Genomic DNA, 25,383 nt, shown 5'->3' with positions numbered 1-25,383 from the left:
GATTCACCCGACATGATTGCCGCCGCATAGCCGCAATTCCAACCACTATGTCCACAGCAAGGCTATAAGTATCCCAACCTGCGGCCAACCGTGTCAACCCAAACACAACTATCCCCAAGTCACGGGGATGGGCGACCGTCCCCGTGACTTTCATAAAATCACCCCTAAACCCACATTAAATTTATGATTCTTATTATCTGCGAGAACATTCTCGCCACCAAGACCGTCGCCCTTTCTCTGGGCGCGAACACCGAAGCCGTCAGCGGAATCTACACATCAGATACCGTCACCGTCGCCAACATCCCGCCCCGTTTCATACGCCAGACTCCGCTGTGCGAACTGGCAGATGGAGAATATCCCTTCATGCCCGACAAGTTCCGTATGTCGGTGACGATGAAAGAGCTGGAACGACAGCTCAAACCCCTGTTCCATGCAGCCGGGGAAGTGGTATTCGCCTCCGACGGCGGAGCCGACGCACAGGCACGCTTCTTCAACATCTGCCGACATTTCCGTGTCGGATGCCCCCGCAGCAGAATGTGGCTCACGCGCCTCAGCTACGGCGCCATACGCGGGGCCTTCCACTTCCGCGAGTCCGGGCGACACCTGCACCGCCTCGCACAGACCGGCCTTGTATCGAAAGGCATGGATCTGATGTTCACATACAACATCAACCAGACATTTCTCCATATCGGACTGCCCGAATACGACCTTACCCGTCAGGAGGCAATCGCCCTCGATTATGTGGGCGACCTTACCGGCCGTTTCGACGATTTCAACGGTATCCCCGACGGACATTCAATCCGTGTGAATGTCAACGGCGGCGAGGGATTTGAATCCGAAGCCGTTTGGGAGGCCGAGGAAGACGCCCTCGCAGTCGCCGATGAAATCCCTGTCGGTGAGACGGTATCGGCCACGCTGACGGTTGATGAGACCGACCGTTTCAATATCCGTTTCCACACGCTGCTCACGCTCCAGATGGACGCCTTCAACAATCTCGGCTTCATGCCCGCCCATACTCTCAGACTGGCACAGAGCCTTTATGACAGGGGGCTTATCTCGTCGCCCCTGACACGTTGCTCACATCTGCCCGAAAAGCTCCGTGGACATATCCGGACGGTATTTCCCGACACGCCCGGTTACCGCTGGGGCGAGAACGACGCGACCATCGACCACCACGCGATAATCACCCTCCGCGCCATAGATCAGGAACTGCCTGAAAAGGAGAAGCAGCTCTACTGGCTCATATTCAACCGCATGAAGGCGGTTGTGGAGCAACAGCCGAGCCGCAAGTATGCCACCGTGGAGTTCAAGATAGGCGAAGCCGTGTTCTACCGCCAGTGGGAGCTTACCGGCGAAGCGTATGAAGTGACCGAGACGGGCACGTTCCAGACAGGTGTTACAATCGCAGACGCGGCGGTATATCCCTGCGATGCCCCGGTAGCCGAATCCAACGCCTTCACCGATGTGATGTGCGCCGTGACCTCAAAAGCGGAGTATGTCGATGAAATGATGCACACCAGCGTACCGTACACGCTGGAAACCGGCGACTACGGCAGCGCACTGGACAGCCTCATACGCAAGGGACTCGTCACCCTCGACGGCGGCGATGTTTATCTCTCGCCCGAAGGCCAGTATGTCTATGACGAGTTTGCCGGCCACGAGTTCGCCGAGATGCTGCTCACATGGCAGTTCGAGGCTAACGACCTCTATCAAGGCGACCAGGCCGGACGCTCGGTAATCGAGGACTTCTCAGGCTCCCTGCTGTGCATGATAGAGACAATCGACCCCGAAGCCGGAGAGTAAAACCCTGCAATCCGCTGTAAATCGCATTTCTATCAAAAATAATCGGCCCAACATAGCCGAAAATCGGATAGAAATCGCTAACTTTGCCACTGAATCGCAGTCATAAATTTTATTTTTGATTGTGGATTTAGTGGTGAGGCAGCGGGAGGGATACCCGCTGCCTTTTTACAGCTCTTATCCACACCACCACTAAATCCAAATTACTTATGGAAGTATTATTGATTGAGAAGGAGACTCTCGATTGTATCCTTGACGAGCATGAGCTTCTATGCAATATGGTCATAGTATTGGCAAATCGCTTGCGCCGAAAGGAAACTGCCGACATGATGACTTCTGCCGAGGTCTGCGATTTTCTCCATATAGGCTCGACAACCCTGCAATCCCTCCGCAACGGCGGTAAGATAGGCTATGTCAGAATTGATGACGGAAGCATCAGGTATCCTGTCACCGAAGTTATCCGTTACATGGAGCGTAACGGTATCAATTATAATAGGGGCGCCTATGGGGAATGAGATTATAACCAAATCGGACAGACGTATTATCGCAGCCCGTACACAATCCCAGAACGCATTTGAAGCCGTCGGTATAATCCGAGACAGCCATCATCCTGTATTGGGAGGTATCTGTTTCCTCGATGACAAAGAAGTTGCAGAACGCCTCAAAGTGACGAGGCGCACGGTACAGAACTACCGTGACCGGGGAATACTCTCGTATTATATGATATGCGGCAAATGCCTATATCCGGAACATGAAATACAGCAACTGCTTGACGAGAATTTCCATTCGGCGTATTACGATTAAATAATTTAAGAGCGACAACTGAGTAAAAATACTCGATTGTCGCTCTTTCATTTAGCAGTGGGTCATTTCGTCTTTTTAGGTCGTCCGCGCTTAGGCTGAGGCGGACGCTCAAATGTTGTCGGCTTCTCCGGCAACGGTTTGATGTCAACTTTCAGACTGTCGAACTTGTCTCTCATGCGGCCCATATCTTCCGATACAGTCTGGTCAAGCATGGTTGCGTAGATTTGGGTGGTGGCAATGTCTTTATGCCCCAGCATCTTCGATACCGTTTCGATAGGCACATGATTGTTGAGCGACATTGTGGCGAAGGTATGGCGGGCAATATGTGTCGTCAGGTGCTTCTTTATCTCCGCTTTGCTTGCTATCTCATCAAGGTACGAGTTCATACGCTGGTTTGAGATAACCGGTATGACGGCGTCCTTTTCCACAGCCCGTGGGTGACTGCGGTATTTCTCCATCAGTCTGCGCGGAATCTCCAGCATTGGGATTACGCTCATTTCATCCGTTTTCTCGCGGGCCTTGCGTATCCACATCTCGCCCTTGTCGTCAGTAACGACATGTTCACGCTTGAGGGTAGATATGTCTGCGAAAGCCAGTCCGGTAAAGCAGCAGAACACGAAAGTGTCACGCACGAGGTCGAGACGGGGCAGCTCGCTGAGGTCAAGCTCTATGATGCGCTGAAGTTCAGCTTCCGTGAGCTTCTCTCGCTTTGGCTTGGTGCGGACATAGCGTTTGCCCACGAATGGATCATCTTCAATCCATTTGTTTGCGATACCGGTGCGTATAACGCTTTTGAGATAGCGGATATAACGGACAGCGGCGTTATTGGCGCATCCCTTCTTTATGCGCAGGAAATGCTCGAAGTCGTCAACCATTCCGGATGTCAGTTTATTCATCGGAATATCTTTCACATCGTGCTTGTCGATGAGAAATTCCTCCAGATACTTGACGCATCGTTCCCAACGCAGGCGCGTACCCTCGCAGATGTCGCCACGCTCGTTGCGGTCCTTTACCTTCTTGTTGAGTTCGCGGAACGCCTCGCAGAGCATCGTCGGCTTTTGCAACTTGCCGAGAAATGCCTTTTTCAGAGTGTCGGGATTGACCATCTCATCGCGCATGACGAGCTGGTTGTGGATTTCGCATATCTTGGTTCTGATGGTATCAAGATAGCGGTTCAGTTCAAGGTCCTTCTTGGTCTTGCCTTTCGACTGACCTTTGGACGCATCCCAGTTGTTGGGAGCTACATACCTGTTGGTATATACCTCCGCACGTTGCCCATTCATCGTTATTCGCAGCAGAATGGGAAATTCGCCCTCTTTGTTGGGGCGGCTTCTCCTGACCATGAAGTTCAGTGAGAAGTAGCTCTCGTTGGATAATTTCATTTGACTTGTGGCTTTAATGGTTAAACTAAAGATACAAATTTTTTTTCGGGTACACAAACTGCACATCCGAAGGACAAATGAAATATCCGGGTTTGCGAGGTGGCAAAACGACCAATTCAACGAATAATGTTGAATTGCCACCTCAAATTGCCACCTTTGCATAACAATTTTTAACTATGTCGGTAGCTAAAAATGGCGGCAACGGTGTTTTAAGGAGGCTTCATCAGCCTGTATCCACTGAAGTTCAGGACTACCCTTTGCCACCTGCAACCACCTTGCGAGGTGGCAGATACCCAATGGCTTTATTCTTCGTATATCTTTGAAAAATAATGAAATAGAACCTTTCGAGGTGGCAAAACAAGGTGCAATTTTTATTGCCACCTTCTTGCACACCCGCAGTTTCAATATTCTGCGCCGATTGGGGATAGGGGTAAAAAGAAAAACCTCTGAAAATCAATGATTTTCAGAGGAATTCGTCGGTCTGATAGACCTTTCTGTGACCCCGGAGAGGCTCGAACTCTCGACCCAATGATTAAGAGTCATTTGCTCTACCAACTGAGCTACGGAGTCATGTATTTCTCAATTGCGATGCAAAGGTAAGCAGTTTTTTTTTAACCGCCAAATTTTGGAGAAAAATTTTATGCATTTTGCGAAAAATCGTGCTAAAAACGGCCTCGGCGACGGCTCTACGCCCTAATACAGTGTCCCGTTATACAAAAAAAGTGAAAAAGATTGTATTATAACATTGTGACGGCTCCCAAATTAATATTAATTTTGTAAACCTAATTTATCACATCGTATATGGACAGTCTTCTTCCATTTGCATTCATCTGCCTGACATCGTTTTTCACTCTTACCAATCCCCTTGGCACGATGCCGGTGTTCCTGTCGATGACCAAAGGCCTCGACAACGATCAGCGCAACCGCATAGTAAAACGCGCAACGCTAATATCATTTATAATCCTGATATGCTTCACATTCTGCGGACAAATACTATTCACACTCTTCGGCATATCGACCAACGGATTCCGCATCGCGGCCGGATTCATAATCCTCAAGATAGGATTTGACATGCTCCAGGCGCAATACTCCAACACCAAGCTGAAGGATGAAGAGGTGAAGGTTTATGCCAACGACATATCCATAACCCCTCTGTCGATTCCAATGCTTTGCGGACCCGGTGCCATTGCCAACGGAATCATGCTGATGGAGGACGCCAACACCATGCCGATGAAGATAACGCTCGTGGCGAGCATAGCATTTATCTACATATTGACCTACATCATCCTGAGGGCTTCCACGAAGCTGGTACCCATCCTCGGCGAAACCGGCAACAACGTGATGATGCGACTCATGGGACTCATACTGATGGTGATAGCCGTTGAGTGCTTCGTGGGCGGATTGAAGCCGATCCTCGTTGACATAATCAAGGCCGGCAACGGGCTGATTTAGCGAAAACTCCCGTAATCAATCACCACCACGAGTAGGATATGCCACGGTCGTAGGTGTCGGTCGACTCGATGCTCTTAAGCTTTTTCACCACCTTCAGCGTCACGGGCAATATAACAATCTCATAGGCGGTCTTCAACAACGCCTGAGCCACGATAAGCGACACGATTTCCCTCCAAGGCAGGATACCGCCAAATGCGAGCGGGAAAAATATTATCGAGTCGGTGCCTTCGCCCCAAAGAGTGCTGACGATGGCTCGCAGTGAAAAGTGACGGCCTCCCGAAGCTACTTTCATCTTGCTCATCACCAACGCATTGACCATCGAGCCACAGAGGAAGGCGACAAACGAGGCCCCGAGTATGCGGGGAACGGTGCCGTAGACCGCCTCCATAGCGTCCTGCGACTGCCACGAATCGGCTCCGGGAAGCAATATGGCAAACTGCAGAAACAGAGTGACAAGAAGATTCATGGCAAATCCAAGCCAGATGACGGTGCGCGCCTTGCGGAAACCGTACACCTCGACTATGCAGTCATTGATGATATAACTCAACGGAAAGACAACCATGCCGGCCGTGATTGTGGCAAATCCGATGTCGACAGTCTTTATCTCTATCAGGTTGGAAACTATAAGGCACACACAGAATAGCACAGTGAGCACCAAAAAAGGCAATGTAAATCGGGGAACTGATTGATTCATGATTCTTGTTTTTTACGAGGTAGCAAGCACTCGGTGAGTTTAACGACTACAAAATTACAACAAATTTTGCAGCCGTCACACTCCACGTGACGCAATAGCGAAATAATTATGAATTATTATCTATTGGGCAACCGATAACATCCCATGCAACGCCGACGCGCGCCGTCACGCGGGCGGGAGGGTGCGTCATTTGTCATTGGACAGAATCGACTGCAGCTCCTTGTCGGTAGCTGTAAGTCGGCTGCGGCATTCAGCCAGCAGCTCCGTGGCTCGGCGTGTGTAGGCGGCCAGGAGGTCTATGTCGAGCGCATCGCTCTGCATCTGTCGCAGTATATCCTCAAGCTCACTCACAGCCTTGTTATAGCTAAGCTCCTTTACGGGGATGAATTCAGGTGTATTTGACATCGTCGTATTGCGTTATTGTTTTATTGAAACCATCACTCCCTCGGCCAGTGTCGTTTCAAGCCTTGCCCCCGCCGGGATGTCGGCTTCATTTGTCACGGCATGACCGTTGAAGCGTGTTATTGAATAGCCTCGTTTTAGTGTCGACATAGGCGACAGCGCGTCGAGAAGTCGGTTCATCGCGTCAAGTCGGGTCGAACGACGCTCTATGGCATTGGCCGTCGTCAGCTTGAGTGTCGACTCCAAAGCCTCAAGGCGCGACAGCTGCGGGATGATGCGCTTCGACGCCACCGACTGCAACGCCATCGCGTAACGCGCCATCTTATTGTGGGAGCGTTCAAGCATTCCACGGGCAACCGAGGGAATGGCACCCTCCATCTGGCCGAGCTGAATCTTGCATCCTGCCAGACGCTCCCTGACGACATGCACTATGTCGTTGCCAAGACGGTCAAGGCGATCAAGCGCCATGGCTCCCTGCTCGATAAGCCACTCGGCCGCAGCCGTGGGGGTCTTAACGCGTATGTTGGCCACATAGTCCAATATCGTCACATCGCGCTCATGACCAATTCCCACAATCACCGGAAGCGGAAACTGGGCCACAGCCGAAGCAAGGTCATAGTTCTCAAATCCCATCAAGTCGCTTGTGGCACCACCGCCGCGAATTATCACCACGCCATCCCATTGATCCTGCTCGACAGCGATAAGACCAAGGGCGGCAATGACGCTCTGAGCCGTGCGCTCGCCCTGCATTATGGCCGGGAACAACCGGGTCGTGAAGCGAAGGCCAAGCTGATTGCCATTGAGCTGATTCATGAAATCGCCATAACCGGCAGCGCCCTCGGCCGACACGATCGCAATGCGCAGCGGGGGCTCATTCCAGCAAAGGCTACGGTTCATGTCGAGGATTCCCTCGGCCTTCAGCCTGGCAAGCATCTCCTTGCGTCGGCGCAAAAGGTCGCCCATGGTGTACTCAGGATTTACGGCATTGATGACCAGCGACATCCCATAGACGGGATGCATCGAAACCGACGCCCTCACCATAACCTTAAGCCCGGTGGCAAAATCCTGACCAGTGGCAATGTAGAAGTCGGAGCGCAATCGCGAAAACACGTTGGCCCAGATGGCTGCACGGGCCTTTGCCACAGTAGCTCCCGTGTCGGGGTCCTTCTGCAGCAGCTCCATGTAACAGTGTCCTCCGCGCACGGCGACATCGCTCAATTCAGCAGTGACCCACACATTCTGGGTCGATGAATTGGTAACGAGCTCGGCTATGCGCCGATTAAGCTGATAGAGGGTCAACGCTTCCACTTGCTGCGACTTGATCACTTCTGCTTAACCATGCGGCTTCCGTTCCACTTGTAGACAAGCTGATCGCGAAGCAGCGGAGCCACCATCGAATATATGTCCTCCGAGAGGAATTGCTTGAGATTATTGGTCAGCGTAAGCGTCGAGGTTGCCGGATCGTAGGAGTAGGATGCCAGCATGAACGGCACCATATTGGCAACCTCGTCGGGAGTCTTGCGGCCGGCATCGGTGAGCCAGTCGGTCATCGAAGGGGCTTCAAACCTCGACTTGGTGTCATATTGCTGCCACGATGGAGAGTAGAATGTTATGCGGCTGTCGGGAGCCGGAGTGGCTACAGTCGAAATGAGCGCTATGCAGCCTTCGTTGCTCTTATCGGGAAGAATCGACAGCTGATAGCTCGAAGCATCGGTCATGGCTATCTTTATGTCATTGTCGGTCAACTCGGTAACACGCGAGCGGCCCTGCAATGAGTTCTGAGTGGCAGTCGATGACCCGCTGTTGAAGTAGTCGACCATGTCGAGGCGTGCGTTCTTGTCAAGTAACGGGAACACCGACATGGGCGCATTGGTGAAAGCGTCGACCGACTTAAGCTGAGCCATTGCCGAAGGCGTTACCGCAATCATGGCGACCACGCCTATAAAAAATTGTTTTAAGATATTCATAATCAATGAGTGAGAGATTATTATTTCTTGTGTGAGCCTTTTCGCCCCTTCTTATTTATGAACTTGTCAAAGTTGCCGTTGGCCTGCTTGCCCGAGCCTGCCGATGCCGCCTCACGCTTGCGACGAGTGGCTGCACGCGAATAGTCCTTTTCGGGATCGGCAATCTCGGCATAGAGCTTATGACCCACAAAGTCGATGTGGTTCAAAGCCTCGACCACCCTGCGGGCATCGTTCTTCTTGACATCAAACAGCGAGTAACCGGGCATCAGGTCGATTCGTCCCACATCGATGCGCGGTCCGGGCACCGAATGGTTGAGTATGTCGATGAGATTTCCGGCATAGAATCCGTCGCTCTTTCCGGCGTTGACATATATTCGGGCCATGCCACGGTCGGCCGTGCGGCGATCCTTCTCCTCGGCGGTGCGGGGCTTTGACAACTCCTTGCGCTCCTTCTTTGACGGCTTTTCATCGATATAGTCAATTGCAGGAGCGTCCTTGTAATATTCAAGAAGACGGTTGAACTCCAGCGAAACGACGCGCTTCAGCAAGTCCTCCTGCGACAGCCATCCGAGCTTACGGCTCACTCCGGGCAGATATTTTGCAATTTCATCATCGTCAACCTTCACGCGCTCAAGCCTGTCGGCGAGATTGTAAAGCTGCTTCTCGATGATGTGGGCAGGTGTGGGCACCTCCTTGCGCTCAAAAGTCTTTCCGATGCGCTTCTCAATCTCACGCAACTTGTTGCGCTCGCGAGAGTGGATAATGGCGATTGACACACCCGTTTTGCCGGCTCGGCCCGTACGGCCCGAGCGATGGGTGTAGGTGGCAATGTCGTCGGGCAAGCCGTAGTTTATGACATGGGTGAGGTTGCTCACATCAAGGCCGCGCGCCGCAACATCGGTGGCAACAAGGAGCTTCAGCACGTGGTCTCGGAATTTCTTCATCACAACATCGCGCTGGGTCTGCGACAACTCACCGTGCAGCGAGTCGGCGTTATATCCGTCCTGAATCAGCCAGTCGGCCACCTCCTGGGTTTCCTTGCGGGTACGGCAGAATACGATTCCGTATATGTTGGGATTGTCGTCGGCTATACGCTTAAGCGCGAGATACTTGTCGCGGGCATTCACCATGTAGTAGACATGCTTTACGTTCTCGGCGCCTTCGTTCTTGGTGCCTATCACAAACTCCTGGGGGTTGTGCATGTACTTGGCCGCGATTTTAGCAATCTCCTGCGGCATTGTAGCCGAGAAGAGGAGCATCTTGCGGTTTTCGGGCACATGGCTCAGGATGTCGTTTATGTCGTCGACAAAGCCCATGTTGAGCATCTCGTCGGCCTCGTCAAGAATCACGGTGTGCACATCGTCGAGCTTCACCACGCCACGGTTTATGAGGTCGATGAGTCGGCCCGGCGTAGCCACTATCACGTGCACTCCACGCTTAAGGCTGCGTATCTGGCTCTCGATGCTTGAGCCGCCGTAGACGGGAAGCACCTCAAGACGGGGGATGTATTTGGAAAAGTCGGCCAGGTCACTGCCTATCTGCAGGCACAGCTCGCGTGTGGGAGCTATGATCAGCGCCTGGGGCACATTGTGCGATATGTCGATGCGCTGGAGCACCGGCAGTCCGAAAGCTGCGGTTTTTCCCGTTCCGGTCTGCGCAAGCGCAACCACATCGCCATCCTCATTCAGCAGGTGGGGAATCACTTTCTCCTGCACCGGCATTGGATTCTCAAATCCGAGCTCCTCGATGGCTTTGCGCAAGTCGTCACGTACGCCCAATTCTTCAAATGTCTTCATTGTTCAGTTCTCTTAAATTACAGTAAACGCGTTATGTAGGAATGTTCATGTCACGCTATTTCTCGCGCATGAATATGTTAATGGGCGTACCGCTGAAGTCCCACTTCTCCCTTATCTTATTCTCAAGATAGCGCCGATAGGGATCCTTGACCCATTGCGGAAGATTGCAGAAGAATACAAATGTGGGAATCACCGAATCCTTCAGCATTGTAACATACTTGATTTTGATATATTTTCCCTTGTTGGCAGGTGGAGGATAAGCGCCTATCACCTCCTGCATGTAGACATTGAGCTGCGAGGTGGGGATGACGCGCTCGCGGTTCTTGTAGACATCGACCGCGGTTTCGATCACCTTGTATATGCGCTGCTTGGTCAGGGCCGAACCGAATATTATCGGGAAATCGGTGAACGGGGCGAAGCGCTGCCTTATGGCATTGGCAAAGAAGTCAATCGCCTTCTGCGACTTGTCCTCGACGAGGTCCCACTTGTTGACACACACCACAAGTCCCTTCTTGTTGCGCTGAATCAGCGAGAAGATGCTCACATCCTGGCTTTCGATGCCTCGAGTGGCGTCAATCATGAGGATGCACACATCCGATGCCTCGATGGCGCGTATGGAGCGTATCACCGAGTAGTACTCGATGTCCTCGTTTACCTTGGTTTTCTTGCGTATTCCGGCGGTGTCGACAAGATAGAAGTCGAAGCCGAACTTGTTGTATCGCGTATATATCGAATCGCGGGTCGTGCCGGCGATATCGGTAACTATATTGCGGTCCTCGCCGATGAACGAATTGATTATCGACGACTTTCCGGCGTTGGGACGGCCAACGATGGCAAAACGCGGTATGCGCTCAAGCTGCTCCTCGGTGTCGTCCTCTTCGGGAAGATCCTTCACCACCTCATCAAGCAAGTCGCCTGTGCCCGAGCCGTTGGAAGCCGACACGGGATATGGTTCTCCGAGGCCGAGCGAATAGAACTCAGGCACATTGTAGAGCCAGTCGTTGGAATCGACCTTGTTGGCAACAAGTATCACCGGCTTCTTGGAGCGTCGCAATATTTCGGCCACATGGTCGTCAAGGTCGGTAACACCATTCATGGCGTCCACGACAAACAATATCACATCGGCCTCCTCGATTGCAAGGTGTACCTGCTTGTTTATCTCGCTTTCAAAGATATCGTCGGAGTTGACCACCCATCCGCCGGTGTCGACAATTGAAAATTCCTTACCGCACCAGTCGACCTTGCCATACTGCCGGTCACGCGTGGTACCGGCGGTGTCGTTTACAATCGCGGTACGAGTCTGTGTAAGGCGGTTGAAAAGGGTTGATTTACCCACATTGGGGCGTCCTACGATAGCTACAAGTCTTCCCATATTAATAATTTTAAAATGCAAATTTAACATTTTTAAGCCACATAACGGCAATGCTCACGCATTTTGTTGCCGTGCAACGACTTAATGTCAAATTATAAACAACGGCGACAGGTGATTGTTTCTCTCCGCCTACTTTAATGCCTCTTCAATGAATTGGACAACCATGCGGTCCGACGGGTCCTTCAGCGCAACGGTGTTGTCGGGAGCGATGACATAGAGCGTAGGCATGGCTCTCAACACGTAAAGTTCCTCGCCCTCAATGGCTCCGTCGGGTGAATAGGAGTTGGTCCACTCGGCCGGCAGAGAGTCCTTGGCACCCTCCCAAACCGATTCGTCGCCATCGGCATACACGGCGATTACCTTCATCTTTCCGTCGGCGACGGCATTTTTCAACGACTGATTTCCTTTCAGGAACTCAATCGTTTCCTCGCAATGCTCGCACTCGGGATCGTAAAAAATCACAAGCCTGTAACTGTGGCCGTCGGCATCGGCATACAGCGTCGACTTGCGGCCCTTGCTGTCGACAAACTCAAAATCGGTGGCCTTGTGTCCCCGACGGTTCTTGGATGCGTCCTCAAGCTGATAGGCATACTTTGAACGACGCGTCTTGTCCATGTAGTCGGAACCGGTTATCGCATCCAGAAACAGGATGTAATACTCCTCATTGAGCATAGGCGACTCGGGGTCGTAGAGGTACTTGTCGGCTATGTCGGCAAGCAGATTGTAGGCCCCCTCGTCGGCCTGCGCCTTACGCAGCAGGTCGCTGACACAGGTTGCCAGCACGGCGTTGTCGGTATAGGGGAACAGGCTCGCGTAGTTGGCAAAGTTCTGCTCCATGAAATCCTGATTGTGGCTGCGTATCGTGTCGCCGAAATCCATAGCGTCCCAAAAATGCGACACTATATAGGCGGCACGCTCCTCGGGGGCCGTCAACGTGGAGGGCACCGAAGGCAAAGGCAGCTCCTCGACAGCCGGAACCGTCGACACCGGCGAGGATTCGGCCTTGACTGCATTTGTAGCATGGCCTCCGTTGGCACACGCCGCAAACACAAACATTACAATCGACATTACGGCTATCAGAAATCTCATAGTTGTATAAATTTAATAGTGAATCCAATTTTTAATGACAGGCGCGAAGCGTCAACTTCCGGTTGCGGCCCGATCAGCGGCGACGGGTGCGTTGCTGCTTGGCGCGGCGCGGTCCCTTCTTGAGCTTGTCGCTGTTGCCCAACGCCTCCTTTGCCGTCACATTATTTCCGACATTGTCATCGGCAGCAGGGCGTCCCTTGTCGTCGACAAGCGCGAAGTCGACCATCTTGCGCTCCACATTGGCACGCGCCACCTGCACTTTCACCTCATCGCCAAGGCGATAACGGGTCTTGGTGCGTCGGCCCACAAGGCAGTAGTTGCGCTCGTCAAAGTCGTAGTAGTCATCGGCCAGGTCACGAATGGGGACAAGACCCTCGCACTTGTTTTCGTTCAGCTCCACATAGAGGCCCCACTCGGTAACACCCGAAATGACGCCGTCGTACATCTCGCCGAGTCGGTCGGCAAGATATTCAACCTGCTTGTACTTTATCGAAGCTCGCTCGGCGTTGGCGGCAAGTTGCTCCATGTCGCTTGAATGCTTGCACTGCTCTTCAAGCTTGGGCTGATTGACACTGCGTCCTCCGTCAAGATACTTCTCAAGCAGGCGGTGAACCATCATGTCGGGATAGCGGCGTATGGGCGATGTGAAGTGGGTGTAGTAGTCAAATCCGAGTCCGTAGTGGCCTATGTTGTCGGTCGAGTAGACGGCTTTCGCCATTGAGCGTATGGCAAGAACCGAAAGCAGATTCTCCTCGCCCTTGCCCTTTATGTCGACAAGCATCTTGTTGATTGACTTGTTGATCTCCTTGGCGGTGCCCGAGGTCTTTATCTTGTATCCGAAGTTGCGGGCTATGGCGGCAAGGTCGACAAGCTTCATGTCGTCGGGTTTGTCATGCACACGGTAGACAAATGCCTTGGGCTTCTTCTTATCCTTGGGCTGGCCTATGCGCTGGGCCACAGTGCGGTTGGCAAGCAGCATGAACTCCTCGATAAGCTTGTTGGAGTCTTTCGACACCTTGAAGAACACATCGACCGGGTGACCGTTTTCGTCAATGTCAAATCGCACCTCCTCGCGGTCAAATTCCACCGAACCGTTTTCGTAACGGCGGCGGCGCAGAATCTTGGCGAGTTTGTCAAGCTCGAGTATCTCCTCGGCATAGTCGCCTGTGCCCGTTTCGATTATCTCCTGAGCCTCCTCATAGGTGAATCGGCGGTTTGACTTGATTACCGTGCGGCAGATCGAGCTCTTTATTACATTTGCGTCACCGTCCATCTCAAACACGCAGGAGAAGGTGAGCTTCTCCTCGTCGGGGCGCAGCGAGCATATTCCGTTACTGAGGTGTTCGGGAAGCATGGGCACCACGCGGTCAACAAGATAGACCGAGGTGGCACGTTTCTGAGCCTCCTTGTCGAGAGCACTCTCGGGACGCACATAATGCGTCACATCGGCAATGTGCACTCCGGCTTCCCAATTTCCGTTGGGCAGTCGGCGCAGCGAAAGCGCGTCGTCAAAGTCCTTTGCGTCACGCGGGTCGATGGTGAATGTGGTCACATCGCGCATGTCGACTCGGCGGGCAATCTCGGCCGGGGTTATGCCGGCGTCGATTTTCTCGGCAGCACGTTCCACCTGCTCGGGATAGTTGTAAGGGAGTCCGAATTCGGCCAATATGGCGTGCATCTCGGCGTTGTTCTCGCCGTTGCGGCCAAGGATGTCAACCACCTCGCCGTGAGGGTTCTTTGCATCGTCGGGCCATTCGGTTATGCGCACAATGGCCTTGTCGCCGGTCTTGCCGCCTTTCAGCTTTCCGCGCGGAATTAAGATGTCGGTTGCCAGGAACTTGGAGTCGGTCGACAGAGTTCCGTAGTGACGCTCGACAGTGAGTGCGCCAATGAACACCTGATCGTTCTTCTCGATAATCTCGAGTACCTTGCACTCGGGCTCCACGCCTTTGCGTCGGGCAGCGACAAGCACCTTAACCTTGTCGCCGTTAAGAGCGTGCATCGAGTTGCGCTCGGCCACAAATATGCCCTCTTCGTCGCCGTCGAGAATCACGGTGTTCTTGCCGTTGCTGCGTCGGGTGAATACTCCGGTAGCCACATTGCCCCGGTTGGGGGCCTTGTATTTACCGGGAGTTACCTCAATCAGCTCGCCGTCAAACTCCAGCTCGGCAAGGCGCATGGCTACAGCTTTCTGTGCCTGTGGGGTGTCGACCCCGAGAGCATGCGACACCTGCTTGTAGTTGAATGTCTTGTTACCCTGATTGTCGATAAAATCATCAATCATCGCGTATAGTTCACGCGTAACTTTGCGTCGGGTGTGCTTTGGTGCTGTAGCCATAATTAATATAGATGAATTTTAGTTAGTGTCCAATGTCAATTTTTACAAATAAGTAACGCTCGACTATGCGTCAATGTTGGCATAGTTGGCGTTCTCCTCAATGAAATCGCGGCGCGGCGGAACATCCTCGCCCATCAGCATTGAGAAAATACGGTCGGCTTCGGCGGCGTCGTTTATCGTCACCTGCTTCAGCAGTCGGTGCTCGCGGGCCATGGTAGTGTCACGCAACTCCTGCGCACTCATCTCACCAAGACCTTTGTATCGCATCACCTTGGTCTTGTCGCCATTGGCGGCGATGAATGCCTGCACCTGCTGATCGGTCCAGCAATACTCCTCGACCTTGCCTCGCGTACACTTGTACAACGGCGGCGTTGCAAGATAGAGATAACCGTTCTCTATCACGGGGCGCATGCGGCGGAAGAAGAATGTCATGAGCAGTGTGGCGATGTGGCTTCCGTCGACATCGGCATCGGTCATGATTATAATCTTGTGGTAGGCCAGCTTTTCAAGATTCACGGCCTTGGAATCCTCCTCGGTGCCTATGGTGACGCGCATGGCGCGGAACAGGCTGGTGATTTCCTTGTTGTCGAATATCTTGTGGTCCATAGCCTTTTCGACATTCAGGATCTTACCGCGCAAGGGCAGGATGGCCTGATAGGTGCGGTCGCGGCCCTGCTTGGCTGTACCGCCTGCCGAATCTCCCTCGACGATGAAGAGTTCGCAATCCTCGGCTGTGCGCGACGAGCAGTCGGCGAGCTTACCGGGAAGGCCTCCGCCACAAAGCGGCGACTTGCGCTGCACGTTCTTTCGTGCGTTATAGGCGGCGTGACGGGCGGTGGCTGCAAGTATCACCTTGTCGACAATCAGCTTGGCCTGACGGGGATGCTCCTCGAGATAGATGCGCAGTGCATCGCTCACGGCGGTCTGTACGGCTCCTATCACCTCGTTGTTGCCGAGCTTGGTCTTGGTCTGGCCCTCAAACTGGGGCTCCATCACCTTTACCGACACTACGGCTGTAAGGCCCTCGCGGAAGTCATCGCTTGAGATGTCGATTTTAACCTTGTCGAGCATCTTGCTGTCCTCGGCATACTTCTTGAGGGTCGAAGTGAGTCCGCGACGGAATCCGGTCAAGTGGGTGCCGCCCTCTATGGTGTTGATGTTGTTGACAAATGAATATACATTTTCGTTGTAGGTGGTGTTGTAGGTCAATGCCACCTCTACGGGGATGCCCTGACGCTCGGTTGTGAGGTGTATGACATCATTTATCAGCGACTCCTTGCTTGAATCGATGTACTGTACAAACTCCTCAAGACCGGTTTCGCTGTAGAATACCTCCTTCTTGTACTCGCCGTTTTCGTCGACCTGACGCTTGTCGGTAAGAGTCAGCGTGATGCCGGCGTTAAGGAAGGCGAGGTCGCGAAGACGATTGGCCAGGGTGTTGTAGTCATAGACCGTAACGGTGAATATGCTGTCGTCGGGCTTGAATGTTATGCTTGTACCGGTGTGGGTGCTGTCGCCGATTATCTTCAGCTCGGTGATGGGCTTTCCGCATGAATACTCCTGCATGTATGCCTTTCCGTCGCGATGCACCTCGGCGCGCAGATAGGTCGAGAGTGCGTTAACGCAGCTCACGCCCACGCCGTGCAGACCGCCCGAAACCTTATAGGAACCTTTGTCAAACTTACCTCCCGCATGAAGCACGGTGAGCACGACCTCAAGAGCGCTCTTGTGCTCCTTCTCGTGCATGTCGACGGGTATGCCTCGACCGTTATCGATAACCGTTATTGAATTATCTTCGTTGATTGTGACGTCAATGTGTGTGGCATAACCTGCAAGAGCCTCGTCAATTGAATTGTCCACGACCTCGTACACCAAATGATGCAGACCCTTAACGCTGATATCTCCGATGTACATCGCCGGGCGCTTACGCACAGCCTCAAGACCTTCAAGGACCTGGATGCTACTTGCACCGTACTCTTCTCTTTGTTCTGACATAAATTTATTATTGTAGATTTTATTTCTTGAATTACAATATTTTACGCAAACGCTGAATGCGTAGTCAAACGCCCTAAAAGGGCAAACAAAATTACAAAAAAAACGCGTTATATACAAATCTTTTTTACACCCGCAATTAAGCGTCACAAAGGGCCTCCAACTGTTAAAATAAGTAAAATTAGACAGATTCACGGCCGTTTTCTTGCATCGTAAAAAAATAGTGAGTATCTTTGCATCGCTTTTCAGAAATCGGGGTGTAGCTCAGTTGGTTAGAGTACGCGTCTGGGGGGCGTGAGGTCGCTAGTTCGAGTCTAGTCACCCCGACAATAAGCAAGCGAGGGCGTCAGAATCAATTCTGACGCCCTCATTCTTTATACCCGCCGCCCAACACAGCCCCGCCCACGGGCAGTGCCCGCCGGCCGCTATCGGCCGTTGTTAAGAAGGCGGGCGATCTCCGTCATGAGGTGGTCGGCGTCAATGGGCTTGGAAATGTATCCGTTGAAGCCGCTATCCATTATTCGCAGGCGGTCGGCCTGGAATGCATAGGCCGTTACGGCGATTATCGGCACATCGGTGTTGCTGCACCGTATAATGGATGTAGCTTCATATCCGTCCATATCGGGCATGCTTATATCCATCAGCACAAGATGCGGATTGTATTCAGCGAAAAGCTCTACGGCCTCATTGCCGTTATGTGCATGGATGAGGTTGTACTCATCCTCAAGTATCGATGACACAAGGAAGTAGTTGCTGTCGTTATCCTCGGCGACAAGGATTGTGGGCCTACTTGCGTCGAGCGGCTTCTCGAAAACGGGCGTGGGCGTGACATCACGCTGCTCAGCCTCCTCATTGTCATCTTCATCAGCCTCGACAGGAAGCGTGAACCAGAATTGAGAGCCTTTTCCCTCTCCGTCCGACTCCACCCCTATTTCTCCGTGCAGCGACTCGACAATGTCCTTGCAGAGGGCGAGCCCGTGCCTGTTGCCGTCGGTCGGGTCAAACAGCGTCATCTGCCTTTCGGCCGATATTCCCGCGCCGGTATCCCTTACAAAGAAACATACCGCATCAGGCAGCATCTCGTAGCCAAATGTTATGCTGCCCCGCGAGGTAAACTTGCAGGCATTGTCGAGAAGATTGAACATGACCTGCGACAGCAGTTCGGGGTCGGTGTTGACTTTACACTTCATGGCTCCGAGCACGTGATTCAGAATTGTGCGCGAAGGCACACTCTTGCCAGCCGCGCCGGCAATCGACATTATGAACTCGTTCACATCGACCTCCACTTTAGCCGGCTTTGAATCAAATTCAAATGACATAATTGTATTGTGCTTTATATACGTTTTGGTTGCTAATTTACTTCTCTAAAATAGATTTCATTTATTTCCGACATTGCCGAAACCTGCTTGTTGGGAATCGTGAACCAGAAAATCGAGCCTCGGTTATGTCCGGCCGACTTCACCCCGATGCTGCCTCCGAGCATCTCGACGATGCTCTTGCTTATCGACAGTCCGAGTCCGGTGCCGGGAATGAAGTTGTTGAGCTTGGTGAAGCGCGAGAAGAGCCGCTCGGCATCCTGGTCGGGAATGCCTATTCCGGTGTCACGCACATAGAAATATATCTCATCGTCACGCAGTTCATATCCGAATGTTATGCTACCCTTGGTGGTGAACTTCGCCGCATTGTTAAGCAGATTCATCAGCACCTGATTAAGACGGTCGGGGTCGGTGTCGATTATGCAGTCGGGAGCTCCGAGCACATAGTTCAGCATCACATCGTTGCTGAGCTTGATACGCATTGTGCTGTCGACCTCCTGTATCAGATGATTCAGGTCGGTGGGACGGAAGTTGAAGTCGAGAGTGTTGGACTCAACCTTGGCCATATCCAGCACATCGCCAATAAGCTTGAGAAGCAGCTGATTGTTCTTGTTTATAATGTTGATAAACCGCTGCTTCTTGTCGACATCGACAGTCTTGGCGAGCAAGTTGGAGAATCCCACAATGGCATTCAGCGGCGTGCGTATCTCGTGGCTCATGTTGGCAAGGAAGGCCATCTTCAGCTTGTCGGCCTCGGCAGCCCTTTCACGCGCCGCAATAAGCATCTCCTCCTGGCGTTTGCGCTCGGTAATCAGCAGCATCGACCCTATCAGCACCGTGGGCATTCCGTTGTCGTCGCGCTCGGTCACGGCGGCACACACCTCAATCCACTCAACCATGTCACACTTCGGCTTCCTGCGTATAAAGCGATACTCCATCTTGATATACTCCAACCGACCTTCGACAAAGCGGCGATAGACATCGCACACGCGCTCCATGTCGTCGGGATGTATGCAACTCAGATAATCCTCCTCGTTTATCACTCTAACATCCTCGGCCATGGCCGTAACGTTGTAGTGGCTTCGGCGAAGCATTCTCATGGCCTCGCACATGATTTTGTGCTTGCGTATGTCCCAGCGCCAAGGTATTATGTGGGCTACGTTCATCGTCACATCGAGCTTGTGGGCAAATTCCCGCAGATCACGCTCGGCGTTGCATTTTTCGGTTATGTCGACGGCAAACACGTTTACATCATCCACCACCTTGTTGACTTCGCTGCCTATGCTTATCAGAAACTCGTAGGTGGCATCGGTATAGGGGAAATTGTAGGAAAAGCGCACTGATCGGCGGCGGTGCAGAAGCCGATCCACAATCTTGGCGATGAAGTCAGCGTCAAAGAGCTTGTCGGGCTTTCCCGGCAAAGCGTTCTTCTTCAGCAGCTCCCTGAACATAGCGTTGCCGCCGTGATATTCGATGTCGACGACATTGCCGTCATTGCCACGCACTACCTTTGCCTGCGAAAATCCCACCGGCATGTTGTTGAGCAGTCGCTCGTGAGCGCGCAACATCGCAATCCTGCGGTTCTGGAACATAACCCTCGCCACGATCACGGCCATAATCGCCAGCAGCACGATTCCGCCCGCGATTATGTAGGTGTGATATAACTCCCATGCGCTCTTGGGGCGATTCATGAACACGGTGCCGGGCTGACACGAGCTTTCGGGAATGCCGTCACGCATCAGGTGGTTGTAGTTGACAATCGGATAGGAGTCGGCCACCTTCCTGAACGGCACCTTTCTCATGTCCTTGCCCGATATAAGGTCAAGCAGTCCGGCATGAATCTTCTTCTGCATCTCGTCGGGCGACGGGAAATATCCGCCCGTTATTCCGTAGTTGAGATAGGCGGCACGCAGTCCGAACACCGGTCGGTGGGCACCCGATATCATCCTCGCTTCTCCGGCAATCAGCTGCGGATGTCCGTGCACGGTCATTCGTTCAAAGAACCATGTCGACAACAACATTCCTATGTTATGGTCGGTATTGTTGAGATACTGCTGCAAGGCGCGGCTGTTCTCCTCGTTGGCCACGAGCCATTCATAGTCCATGTCGGGGTACTCCTTCGACAGGTATTCACGCAGCTGTTGATTCAGTTGCCTGTTCTGGTAGAGTGCATCGGCCACAAATACAAGCTTGTTCATGTCGGGGAACATATAGGCCATCATGTCGACCGTTTCCTTGTAAAGATTGGGGGTCACCACTATCGAGAAGTTGTAGTCGTCGTGAATCGACTCAAGCGGATAGAGCCGGTCGGGATTCATCTCCTCATTCTCATCGATGTAGGTGTAGTAGTAGTCGCGCATTCCGTATTGCTCCGACTGGACCACAAGCAACATGGGCACATCGCCCCATCGCTCGACTATGCTGTCGCGCAGCGTGAACGCAAAGTCGCCCACAAGCACCAGGTAGTCGGGCTTACGGTCGACAAAACGGTCGAATATGCCTCGCGACATATTGTCGAAGTCCTTGTCGTTATGAATCAGGGTGCTGTTGAGATGCACCACCTCCACGGCCTGAAAGCCGTCGCGATTGGACACCTCACGCATTATAGGATTTATAATTTCCTGCGCCCATGGCGCACCTTCATTATAGGAATTAAGGATAAGCAGCCGTTTGCCTTCAAGCGCGAATAACTGAAGCGACAACAGACACATTCCTATCAACAATACAATTTTTTTAATCATAATGTGAGTCCATGAATATTTAGCGGTTTAAAAATCGGCGACCAGCCATAAATGCAATAATTCGGGACACCTGATTACAAATTACAACCCGTATCGCCACATTCACCAAGTACAAAGATATGTATTTTTTCGTCTTGCAATTTTCAAATCACAAAAAATCTTAGACCCCGTCCTCAATATTTATTAACACTGGGGTCGCAGACCTTCGAGTGATTTTTGTCTTGTGATGAAGGAGCGTAGCCGTAGCTACGTGACTGAAGAGCAAGGCAAAAAGCGCCGAAGATATGCGATGCATAGGTAACTTCCAAGCACCGACGCAATAAATGTTTCGATAAATCAGTTATATATCTAAGAATTTAGTAGATGACAAAATTTAAATTTATGCTGTTAAACATTTAATTTTCAAGTGATTAAATTTGCAAAAGTCCCTGAAATTTAGTAATTTAAAGGAAAAGTTTGGCGACTTTTCTCCATGAAAACTACTAATTCCAAGTACTTGGTCAAAGTTAACCAAATCCTCCCGATTATGCAAGAGCACTTTGGACAAAGTATGAATCTGGCACGCATAAAACTTATGCCGCTGCTGCTCCACGCACTCTGTGTTGTGCAGACTGTCAGCCTCCACAAACTGGCTGACGCGATGCCTACGGCTGTCGACAAGGATTCCAACCTCAGACGGCTCCAAAGATTCTTTGCCAAGTATGTTCTTGACCTTGACATCATAGCGCGTATGATTTTCTCGCTGCTTCCTGTCAAGACCGGTCTTGTGCTCAGCATGGATCGCACCAACTGGAAGTTCGGAGAGTTCAATATCAATATTCTTATGTTGGGCATCACCTATAAAGGGATTGCCTTCCCCTTGATATTCAGTCTTCTCCCTAAACGTGGCAACTCCAACTGGAACGAACGCAGGAAGATTATGGAACGTTTTATCCGTCTTTTCGGAGCGGAATGCATCGACTGTCTTGTGGCAGACCGCGAGTTCATCGGAAAGGAATGGACAGGGTGGCTCAACAGCCGTCGCATACGGTATTACATCCGGATACGTCAGAACTTCTGGATTGTCAAGCCATCCACCGGTGAGAGAATCCGCGCCTGGTGGCTGTTCAATGATCTGAAGGTCGGTCAGGAGAAATTCTTCCATAAGCTTTTTCTTCACAAAGGCGAGTATGTCTATCTTGCCGGCAGCCTAATCAAAAACTCCGATGGAGTTCCGGAATTGCAGATTCTCATATGCTTCAACCGGCCCGAGGGCGCGATTTTGACATACAAAAAGCGTTGGGAGATAGAAACGGCCTTCAGAGCCATGAAATCTTCCGGCTTCAACATCGAGGACACCCATATGCGTGATATGGAGCGCATCGCGAGACTTGTCGCGATGGTCTGCATGGCTCTCGTATGGGCATATCTCGTTGGTGAACATAAAGATATAAATATTAAACCGATAAGGATTCTGAGACATGGAAGAAAGGCAAAGTCGCTTGTCAAGTATGGTTTGGAGGAAATTGCGACCATACTTCTGCGTCCTGCTTATACTCCTAAATTCGATGTTTTCAAATTTTTGTCATGTAATTAAAATAATTTTATAGATTTCGTTTAGCGAATCATATTTACATCACTCCACCTCAAACAAAATTCTTCGATAAGCAGTCAGTGCAGGTGTTCCGTTATCAGTGACTTCGAGTATGACATGGAAGTTCTTTCCTGAAGCATCCCGAGGCACTTCAATCTTGCATACAGGTTGTGTTTCTTCATGTATTGTCACATTACCACGATAAGTCCCGGGCTCAGGATATATCGCCCATTTATATGAGATTGAATCTCCATCGGGGTCTTCCGATTTCTGCGCATCAAGTTTTACGTCATCACCTGCTTTTACTGTTCTATACATACATTTTAGAGATTTATCTCCGTTTACCACTGCTACAGGATGGTGATTGACGGTTGAAAAGTCAGCAGTGGTAGACCATAGCATTCGTGCTGCAAAATTGTTCCATATATGACCACGCCATCGGTTTATGGCATTGCAACCTTCGGGAGAGCTTCCTGTCATGTAGTAATCATCATACTGTTTTTCAGTCTTTCCGCTCTTTTCGATAAATGACATTCCTCGTATATTACTCTGCTTTTTAACGTCGAAACGTCCTCCCCAACCTCCATAATCGACATGTTCAGGAACATTAAGCCCGTTTGCATATACATAGAAGAATGATGGAGAATCCCCCTCGGTAGCCCATATCCTATTTGGATAATGAGAACCGAGACTTCCTCTGTTTTGGACGTTTTCTCTGGTCCACTCGTCAGAGGGTCCCCATCCGTACACTTCCACATTTCTGATGTATGTAAGGTTCGGGGAATTCTTTGCAATCCATGCACCTGCATCGTCCTGTCCCAGAACATCGTAGATTCGTATTTTATTTATAAACCTACTTAATTCTTCTTCGCTTCGCGTGTTCTTAACCTTGTACAATGCCTGAGCCACGGTGTTCATTCCGCCCCATGCCGCAATCCAGACCGGACGACCGTCTTCTTCATTGTCAACGGTGGAAATAATCAGCTCAGACCCCGGAGAATCCATATAGTCACCAACCCCCGACATGTTGGAGTGCTTTTGTCCGGTCACCGTGACTGATTTAAGATAATCTGCGTCAGGGAATCCGGCTGAGTGACAAGCCAAATTTGGTCTGACTTCTTCATACCAGGATAATACTTCCCGTATCTTATCGGACTTGTCAGGGTCATCCATCCACACCTGAGAGCTTATGATGCCCTCAATATCAATTCGGTCAGAACATACGAGCAGATGGATCATCGACTGTGTGTCATCTGGGTCGGTACCTCCGAGATCGGTAGTTACTATCAACCGTTGCTTATCACTTTGTGATAAAGGCTTGATTCCTTTAGCCACAATTGATTTAAAAGGAATCGCCACTGCACATAACAGGAGCGATGCGATTGCAAGACTTTTCATATGTCATGTTTTTAGTAGATGACAAAAATTAATTTTTGTCAGTTATATGATTGATTTTTTTAATTAGTTATTACTTGTAAAAGTCCCTGAAAATTAGTAACTTTAAAGAAAAGTTTGACCGCTTTTTCCATGAAAGTTACGACAACTATCAGGGACAATTGTAAAGTTAATCAAATCGTCCCGATTATGCAAGAGCATCTTGGCTCGGTAATGAATCTTGCCCGCATAAAATTGCTTGCGTTTGTTCTTCAGGCACTTTGCGTTGTGCAGACAGTCAGTCTCCACAAGATAGCATCTGCAATGCCTACGTGTGTGGAGCGTGATTCCAACCTGCACCGTCTGCAAAGGTTCCTTGCCGGATATGCCCTCAACCTTGACCTTATCGCCAAAGTGATATTTGCTCTTCTGCCCGTCAAGACAGGACTGGTCCTGAGTCTTGACCGCACCAACTGGAAATTCGGTGAGGTCAACATCAATATCCTTATGCTTGGTGTCACTTACAAGGGTGTTGCCTTTCCTCTGCTCTTTACCATGCTCGACAAACGCGGCAATTCCAATTGGAAAGAACGGACGCGGCTGATTGATAGATTTATACGGTTGTTCGGAGCCGAGTGTATCGACTCTCTTGTTGCCGACCGCGAGTTTGTCGGCAAGGAATGGGTCGAATATCTCAACAACAGACGCATCCGATACTATCTGCGGATTAAACAGAATTTTTGGTTGCGCAATCCCAAATCCTGCCAGGATGTCAGGGCGTGGCATCTGTTTCACGGTCTTAAGCTCGGCCAGGAACGTGTCTACGACAAGCTGTTTCTCCTCAAAGGGGAATATGTCTATATTTCCGGAGCCTTGCTGAAAAACTCCGATGGCGTGCCTGAACTGCAAATTCTGATTTGTTATAACCGCCCCGAAGAGGCCGTTGCCACTTACAAACAACGATGGCAGATTGAGACATGCTTCAGAGCTATGAAATCCTCCGGCTTCAACATCGAGGACACCCACCTGCGCGACATTGACCGCATCGCTCGTCTTACGGCGATGGTCTGTATTGCATTGGCGTGGGCGTATCTTGTTGGTGAACATAAGGATATCAATGTAAAAGCTATCAGAATATTGAAACACGGCAAGAGAGCCAAATCACTAATCAAGTATGGTCTGGAAGTAATCGCAAACGTTCTTCTAAGACGGCTCTACAAGCCGAAATTCGATGTGTTCAAATTTTTGTCATACTTATATCTAAGAAATATACTAACAGTTTGAAAGAGTA

19 protein-coding genes and 2 tRNA genes are annotated in these 25,383 nt (G+C 51.1%); 7 read left to right on the top strand and 14 right to left on the bottom strand.

Going from position 1 to position 25,383, the window contains the following annotated elements; all coding sequences use genetic code 11:
• Positions 1-183 precede the first annotated feature (183 nt).
• The 3 genes from E7746_RS13940 (at position 184) to E7746_RS13930 (ending at position 2,604) form a co-directional block, all read left to right on the top strand.
• Entirely contained in the window at positions 184-1,803 is a 1,620-nt protein-coding gene (locus tag E7746_RS13940) for a DNA topoisomerase (protein ID WP_136411203.1), read from the top strand.
• Between the two features lie 206 nt (positions 1,804-2,009).
• On the top strand, positions 2,010-2,315 hold the full coding sequence (locus tag E7746_RS13935; protein ID WP_136411202.1) for a helix-turn-helix domain-containing protein: 306 nt from the start codon (positions 2,010-2,012) through the stop codon (positions 2,313-2,315).
• Positions 2,305-2,604, top strand: a complete 300-nt coding sequence (locus E7746_RS13930) for a helix-turn-helix domain-containing protein (protein WP_168184405.1) — start codon at positions 2,305-2,307, stop codon at positions 2,602-2,604. The genes E7746_RS13935 and E7746_RS13930 overlap by 11 nt, the downstream gene beginning before the upstream one ends.
• 62 nt (positions 2,605-2,666) lie before the next feature.
• On the opposite strand, the gene E7746_RS13925 is transcribed toward E7746_RS13930, so the two are convergent.
• Both E7746_RS13925 and E7746_RS13920 read right to left on the bottom strand, forming a co-directional pair.
• Positions 2,667-3,986, bottom strand: a complete 1,320-nt coding sequence (locus E7746_RS13925) for a site-specific integrase (protein ID WP_238337252.1) — start codon at positions 3,984-3,986, stop codon at positions 2,667-2,669.
• A gap of 497 nt (positions 3,987-4,483) precedes the next feature.
• A tRNA-Lys gene (locus E7746_RS13920) sits at positions 4,484-4,556 on the bottom strand.
• 231 nt (positions 4,557-4,787) lie between these two features.
• On the opposite strand from E7746_RS13920, the gene E7746_RS13915 reads away from it, so the two are divergent.
• Positions 4,788-5,438: a MarC family protein gene (locus E7746_RS13915; protein ID WP_136411200.1), complete on the top strand. Its 651-nt coding sequence runs from the start codon at positions 4,788-4,790 to the stop codon at positions 5,436-5,438.
• 19 nt (positions 5,439-5,457) lie between these two features.
• Here the strand turns inward: E7746_RS13915 and E7746_RS13910 are convergent, their stop codons facing one another.
• The 9 genes from E7746_RS13910 to gyrB all read right to left on the bottom strand — a co-directional run bounded on the left by E7746_RS13910 (position 5,458) and on the right by gyrB (position 17,091).
• On the bottom strand, positions 5,458-6,132 hold the full coding sequence (locus tag E7746_RS13910; protein WP_135946326.1) for a queuosine precursor transporter: 675 nt from the start codon (positions 6,130-6,132) through the stop codon (positions 5,458-5,460).
• Between the two features lie 186 nt (positions 6,133-6,318).
• Positions 6,319-6,537 carry an exodeoxyribonuclease VII small subunit gene (xseB, locus tag E7746_RS13905; RefSeq protein WP_123395017.1) on the bottom strand — a complete coding sequence of 73 codons (219 nt, stop codon included), beginning with the start codon at positions 6,535-6,537 and terminating at the stop codon, positions 6,319-6,321.
• Positions 6,538-6,549: 12 nt separating this feature from the next.
• Positions 6,550-7,860: an exodeoxyribonuclease VII large subunit gene (gene xseA / locus E7746_RS13900; protein ID WP_136411199.1), complete on the bottom strand. Its 1,311-nt coding sequence runs from the start codon at positions 7,858-7,860 to the stop codon at positions 6,550-6,552.
• Positions 7,857-8,501 carry a DUF3256 family protein gene (locus E7746_RS13895; RefSeq protein ID WP_136411198.1) on the bottom strand — a complete coding sequence of 215 codons (645 nt, stop codon included), beginning with the start codon at positions 8,499-8,501 and terminating at the stop codon, positions 7,857-7,859. The genes xseA and E7746_RS13895 overlap by 4 nt, the downstream gene beginning before the upstream one ends.
• Positions 8,502-8,521: 20 nt before the next feature.
• Complete coding sequence (locus tag E7746_RS13890; RefSeq protein ID WP_136411197.1) at positions 8,522-10,297, bottom strand: DEAD/DEAH box helicase; 1,776 nt, start codon at positions 10,295-10,297, stop codon at positions 8,522-8,524.
• Between the two features lie 55 nt (positions 10,298-10,352).
• Positions 10,353-11,669, bottom strand: coding sequence for a ribosome biogenesis GTPase Der (der, locus tag E7746_RS13885; protein WP_136411196.1), 1,317 nt, complete (start codon positions 11,667-11,669; stop codon positions 10,353-10,355).
• 129 nt (positions 11,670-11,798) lie between these two features.
• Complete coding sequence (locus E7746_RS13880) at positions 11,799-12,758, bottom strand: DUF5106 domain-containing protein (protein ID WP_136411195.1); 960 nt, start codon at positions 12,756-12,758, stop codon at positions 11,799-11,801.
• Between the two features lie 73 nt (positions 12,759-12,831).
• Positions 12,832-15,096: a ribonuclease R gene (gene rnr, locus E7746_RS13875; protein WP_136411194.1), complete on the bottom strand. Its 2,265-nt coding sequence runs from the start codon at positions 15,094-15,096 to the stop codon at positions 12,832-12,834.
• A 63-nt stretch (positions 15,097-15,159) separates the two neighbouring features.
• Positions 15,160-17,091 (bottom strand): DNA topoisomerase (ATP-hydrolyzing) subunit B, encoded by a 1,932-nt coding sequence (gene gyrB / locus E7746_RS13870; protein ID WP_136411193.1) that lies wholly within the window; start codon positions 17,089-17,091, stop codon positions 15,160-15,162.
• Positions 17,092-17,341: 250 nt separating this feature from the next.
• On the opposite strand from gyrB, the gene E7746_RS13865 reads away from it, so the two are divergent.
• Positions 17,342-17,415 (top strand) — tRNA-Pro (locus E7746_RS13865).
• 98 nt (positions 17,416-17,513) lie between these two features.
• Here the strand turns inward: E7746_RS13865 and E7746_RS13860 are convergent.
• A complete protein-coding gene (locus E7746_RS13860; RefSeq protein ID WP_136411192.1) occupies positions 17,514-18,407 on the bottom strand; it encodes a response regulator in 894 nt (297 codons plus the stop codon).
• Positions 18,408-18,439: 32 nt separating this feature from the next.
• Positions 18,440-21,145: a sensor histidine kinase gene (locus E7746_RS13855; protein ID WP_136411191.1), complete on the bottom strand. Its 2,706-nt coding sequence runs from the start codon at positions 21,143-21,145 to the stop codon at positions 18,440-18,442.
• A 472-nt stretch (positions 21,146-21,617) separates the two neighbouring features.
• On the opposite strand from E7746_RS13855, the gene E7746_RS13850 reads away from it, so the two are divergent.
• On the top strand, positions 21,618-22,721 hold the full coding sequence (locus E7746_RS13850) for an IS4 family transposase (RefSeq protein WP_136411190.1): 1,104 nt from the start codon (positions 21,618-21,620) through the stop codon (positions 22,719-22,721).
• 39 nt (positions 22,722-22,760) lie between these two features.
• Here the strand turns inward: E7746_RS13850 and E7746_RS13845 are convergent, their stop codons facing one another.
• Complete coding sequence (locus E7746_RS13845) at positions 22,761-24,116, bottom strand: nucleoside hydrolase-like domain-containing protein (RefSeq protein ID WP_136411189.1); 1,356 nt, start codon at positions 24,114-24,116, stop codon at positions 22,761-22,763.
• A 129-nt stretch (positions 24,117-24,245) separates the two neighbouring features.
• On the opposite strand from E7746_RS13845, the gene E7746_RS13840 reads away from it, so the two are divergent.
• Complete coding sequence (locus E7746_RS13840) at positions 24,246-25,376, top strand: IS4 family transposase (RefSeq protein ID WP_136411188.1); 1,131 nt, start codon at positions 24,246-24,248, stop codon at positions 25,374-25,376.
• Positions 25,377-25,383: the final 7 nt, after the last annotated feature.

The organism is Muribaculum gordoncarteri (assembly GCF_004803695.1).
Lineage (GTDB): Bacteria > Bacteroidota > Bacteroidia > Bacteroidales > Muribaculaceae > Muribaculum > Muribaculum gordoncarteri.
Note: the sequence above shows the minus strand (reverse complement) of the source record. Positions and strands in the feature narration are given on the sequence as shown.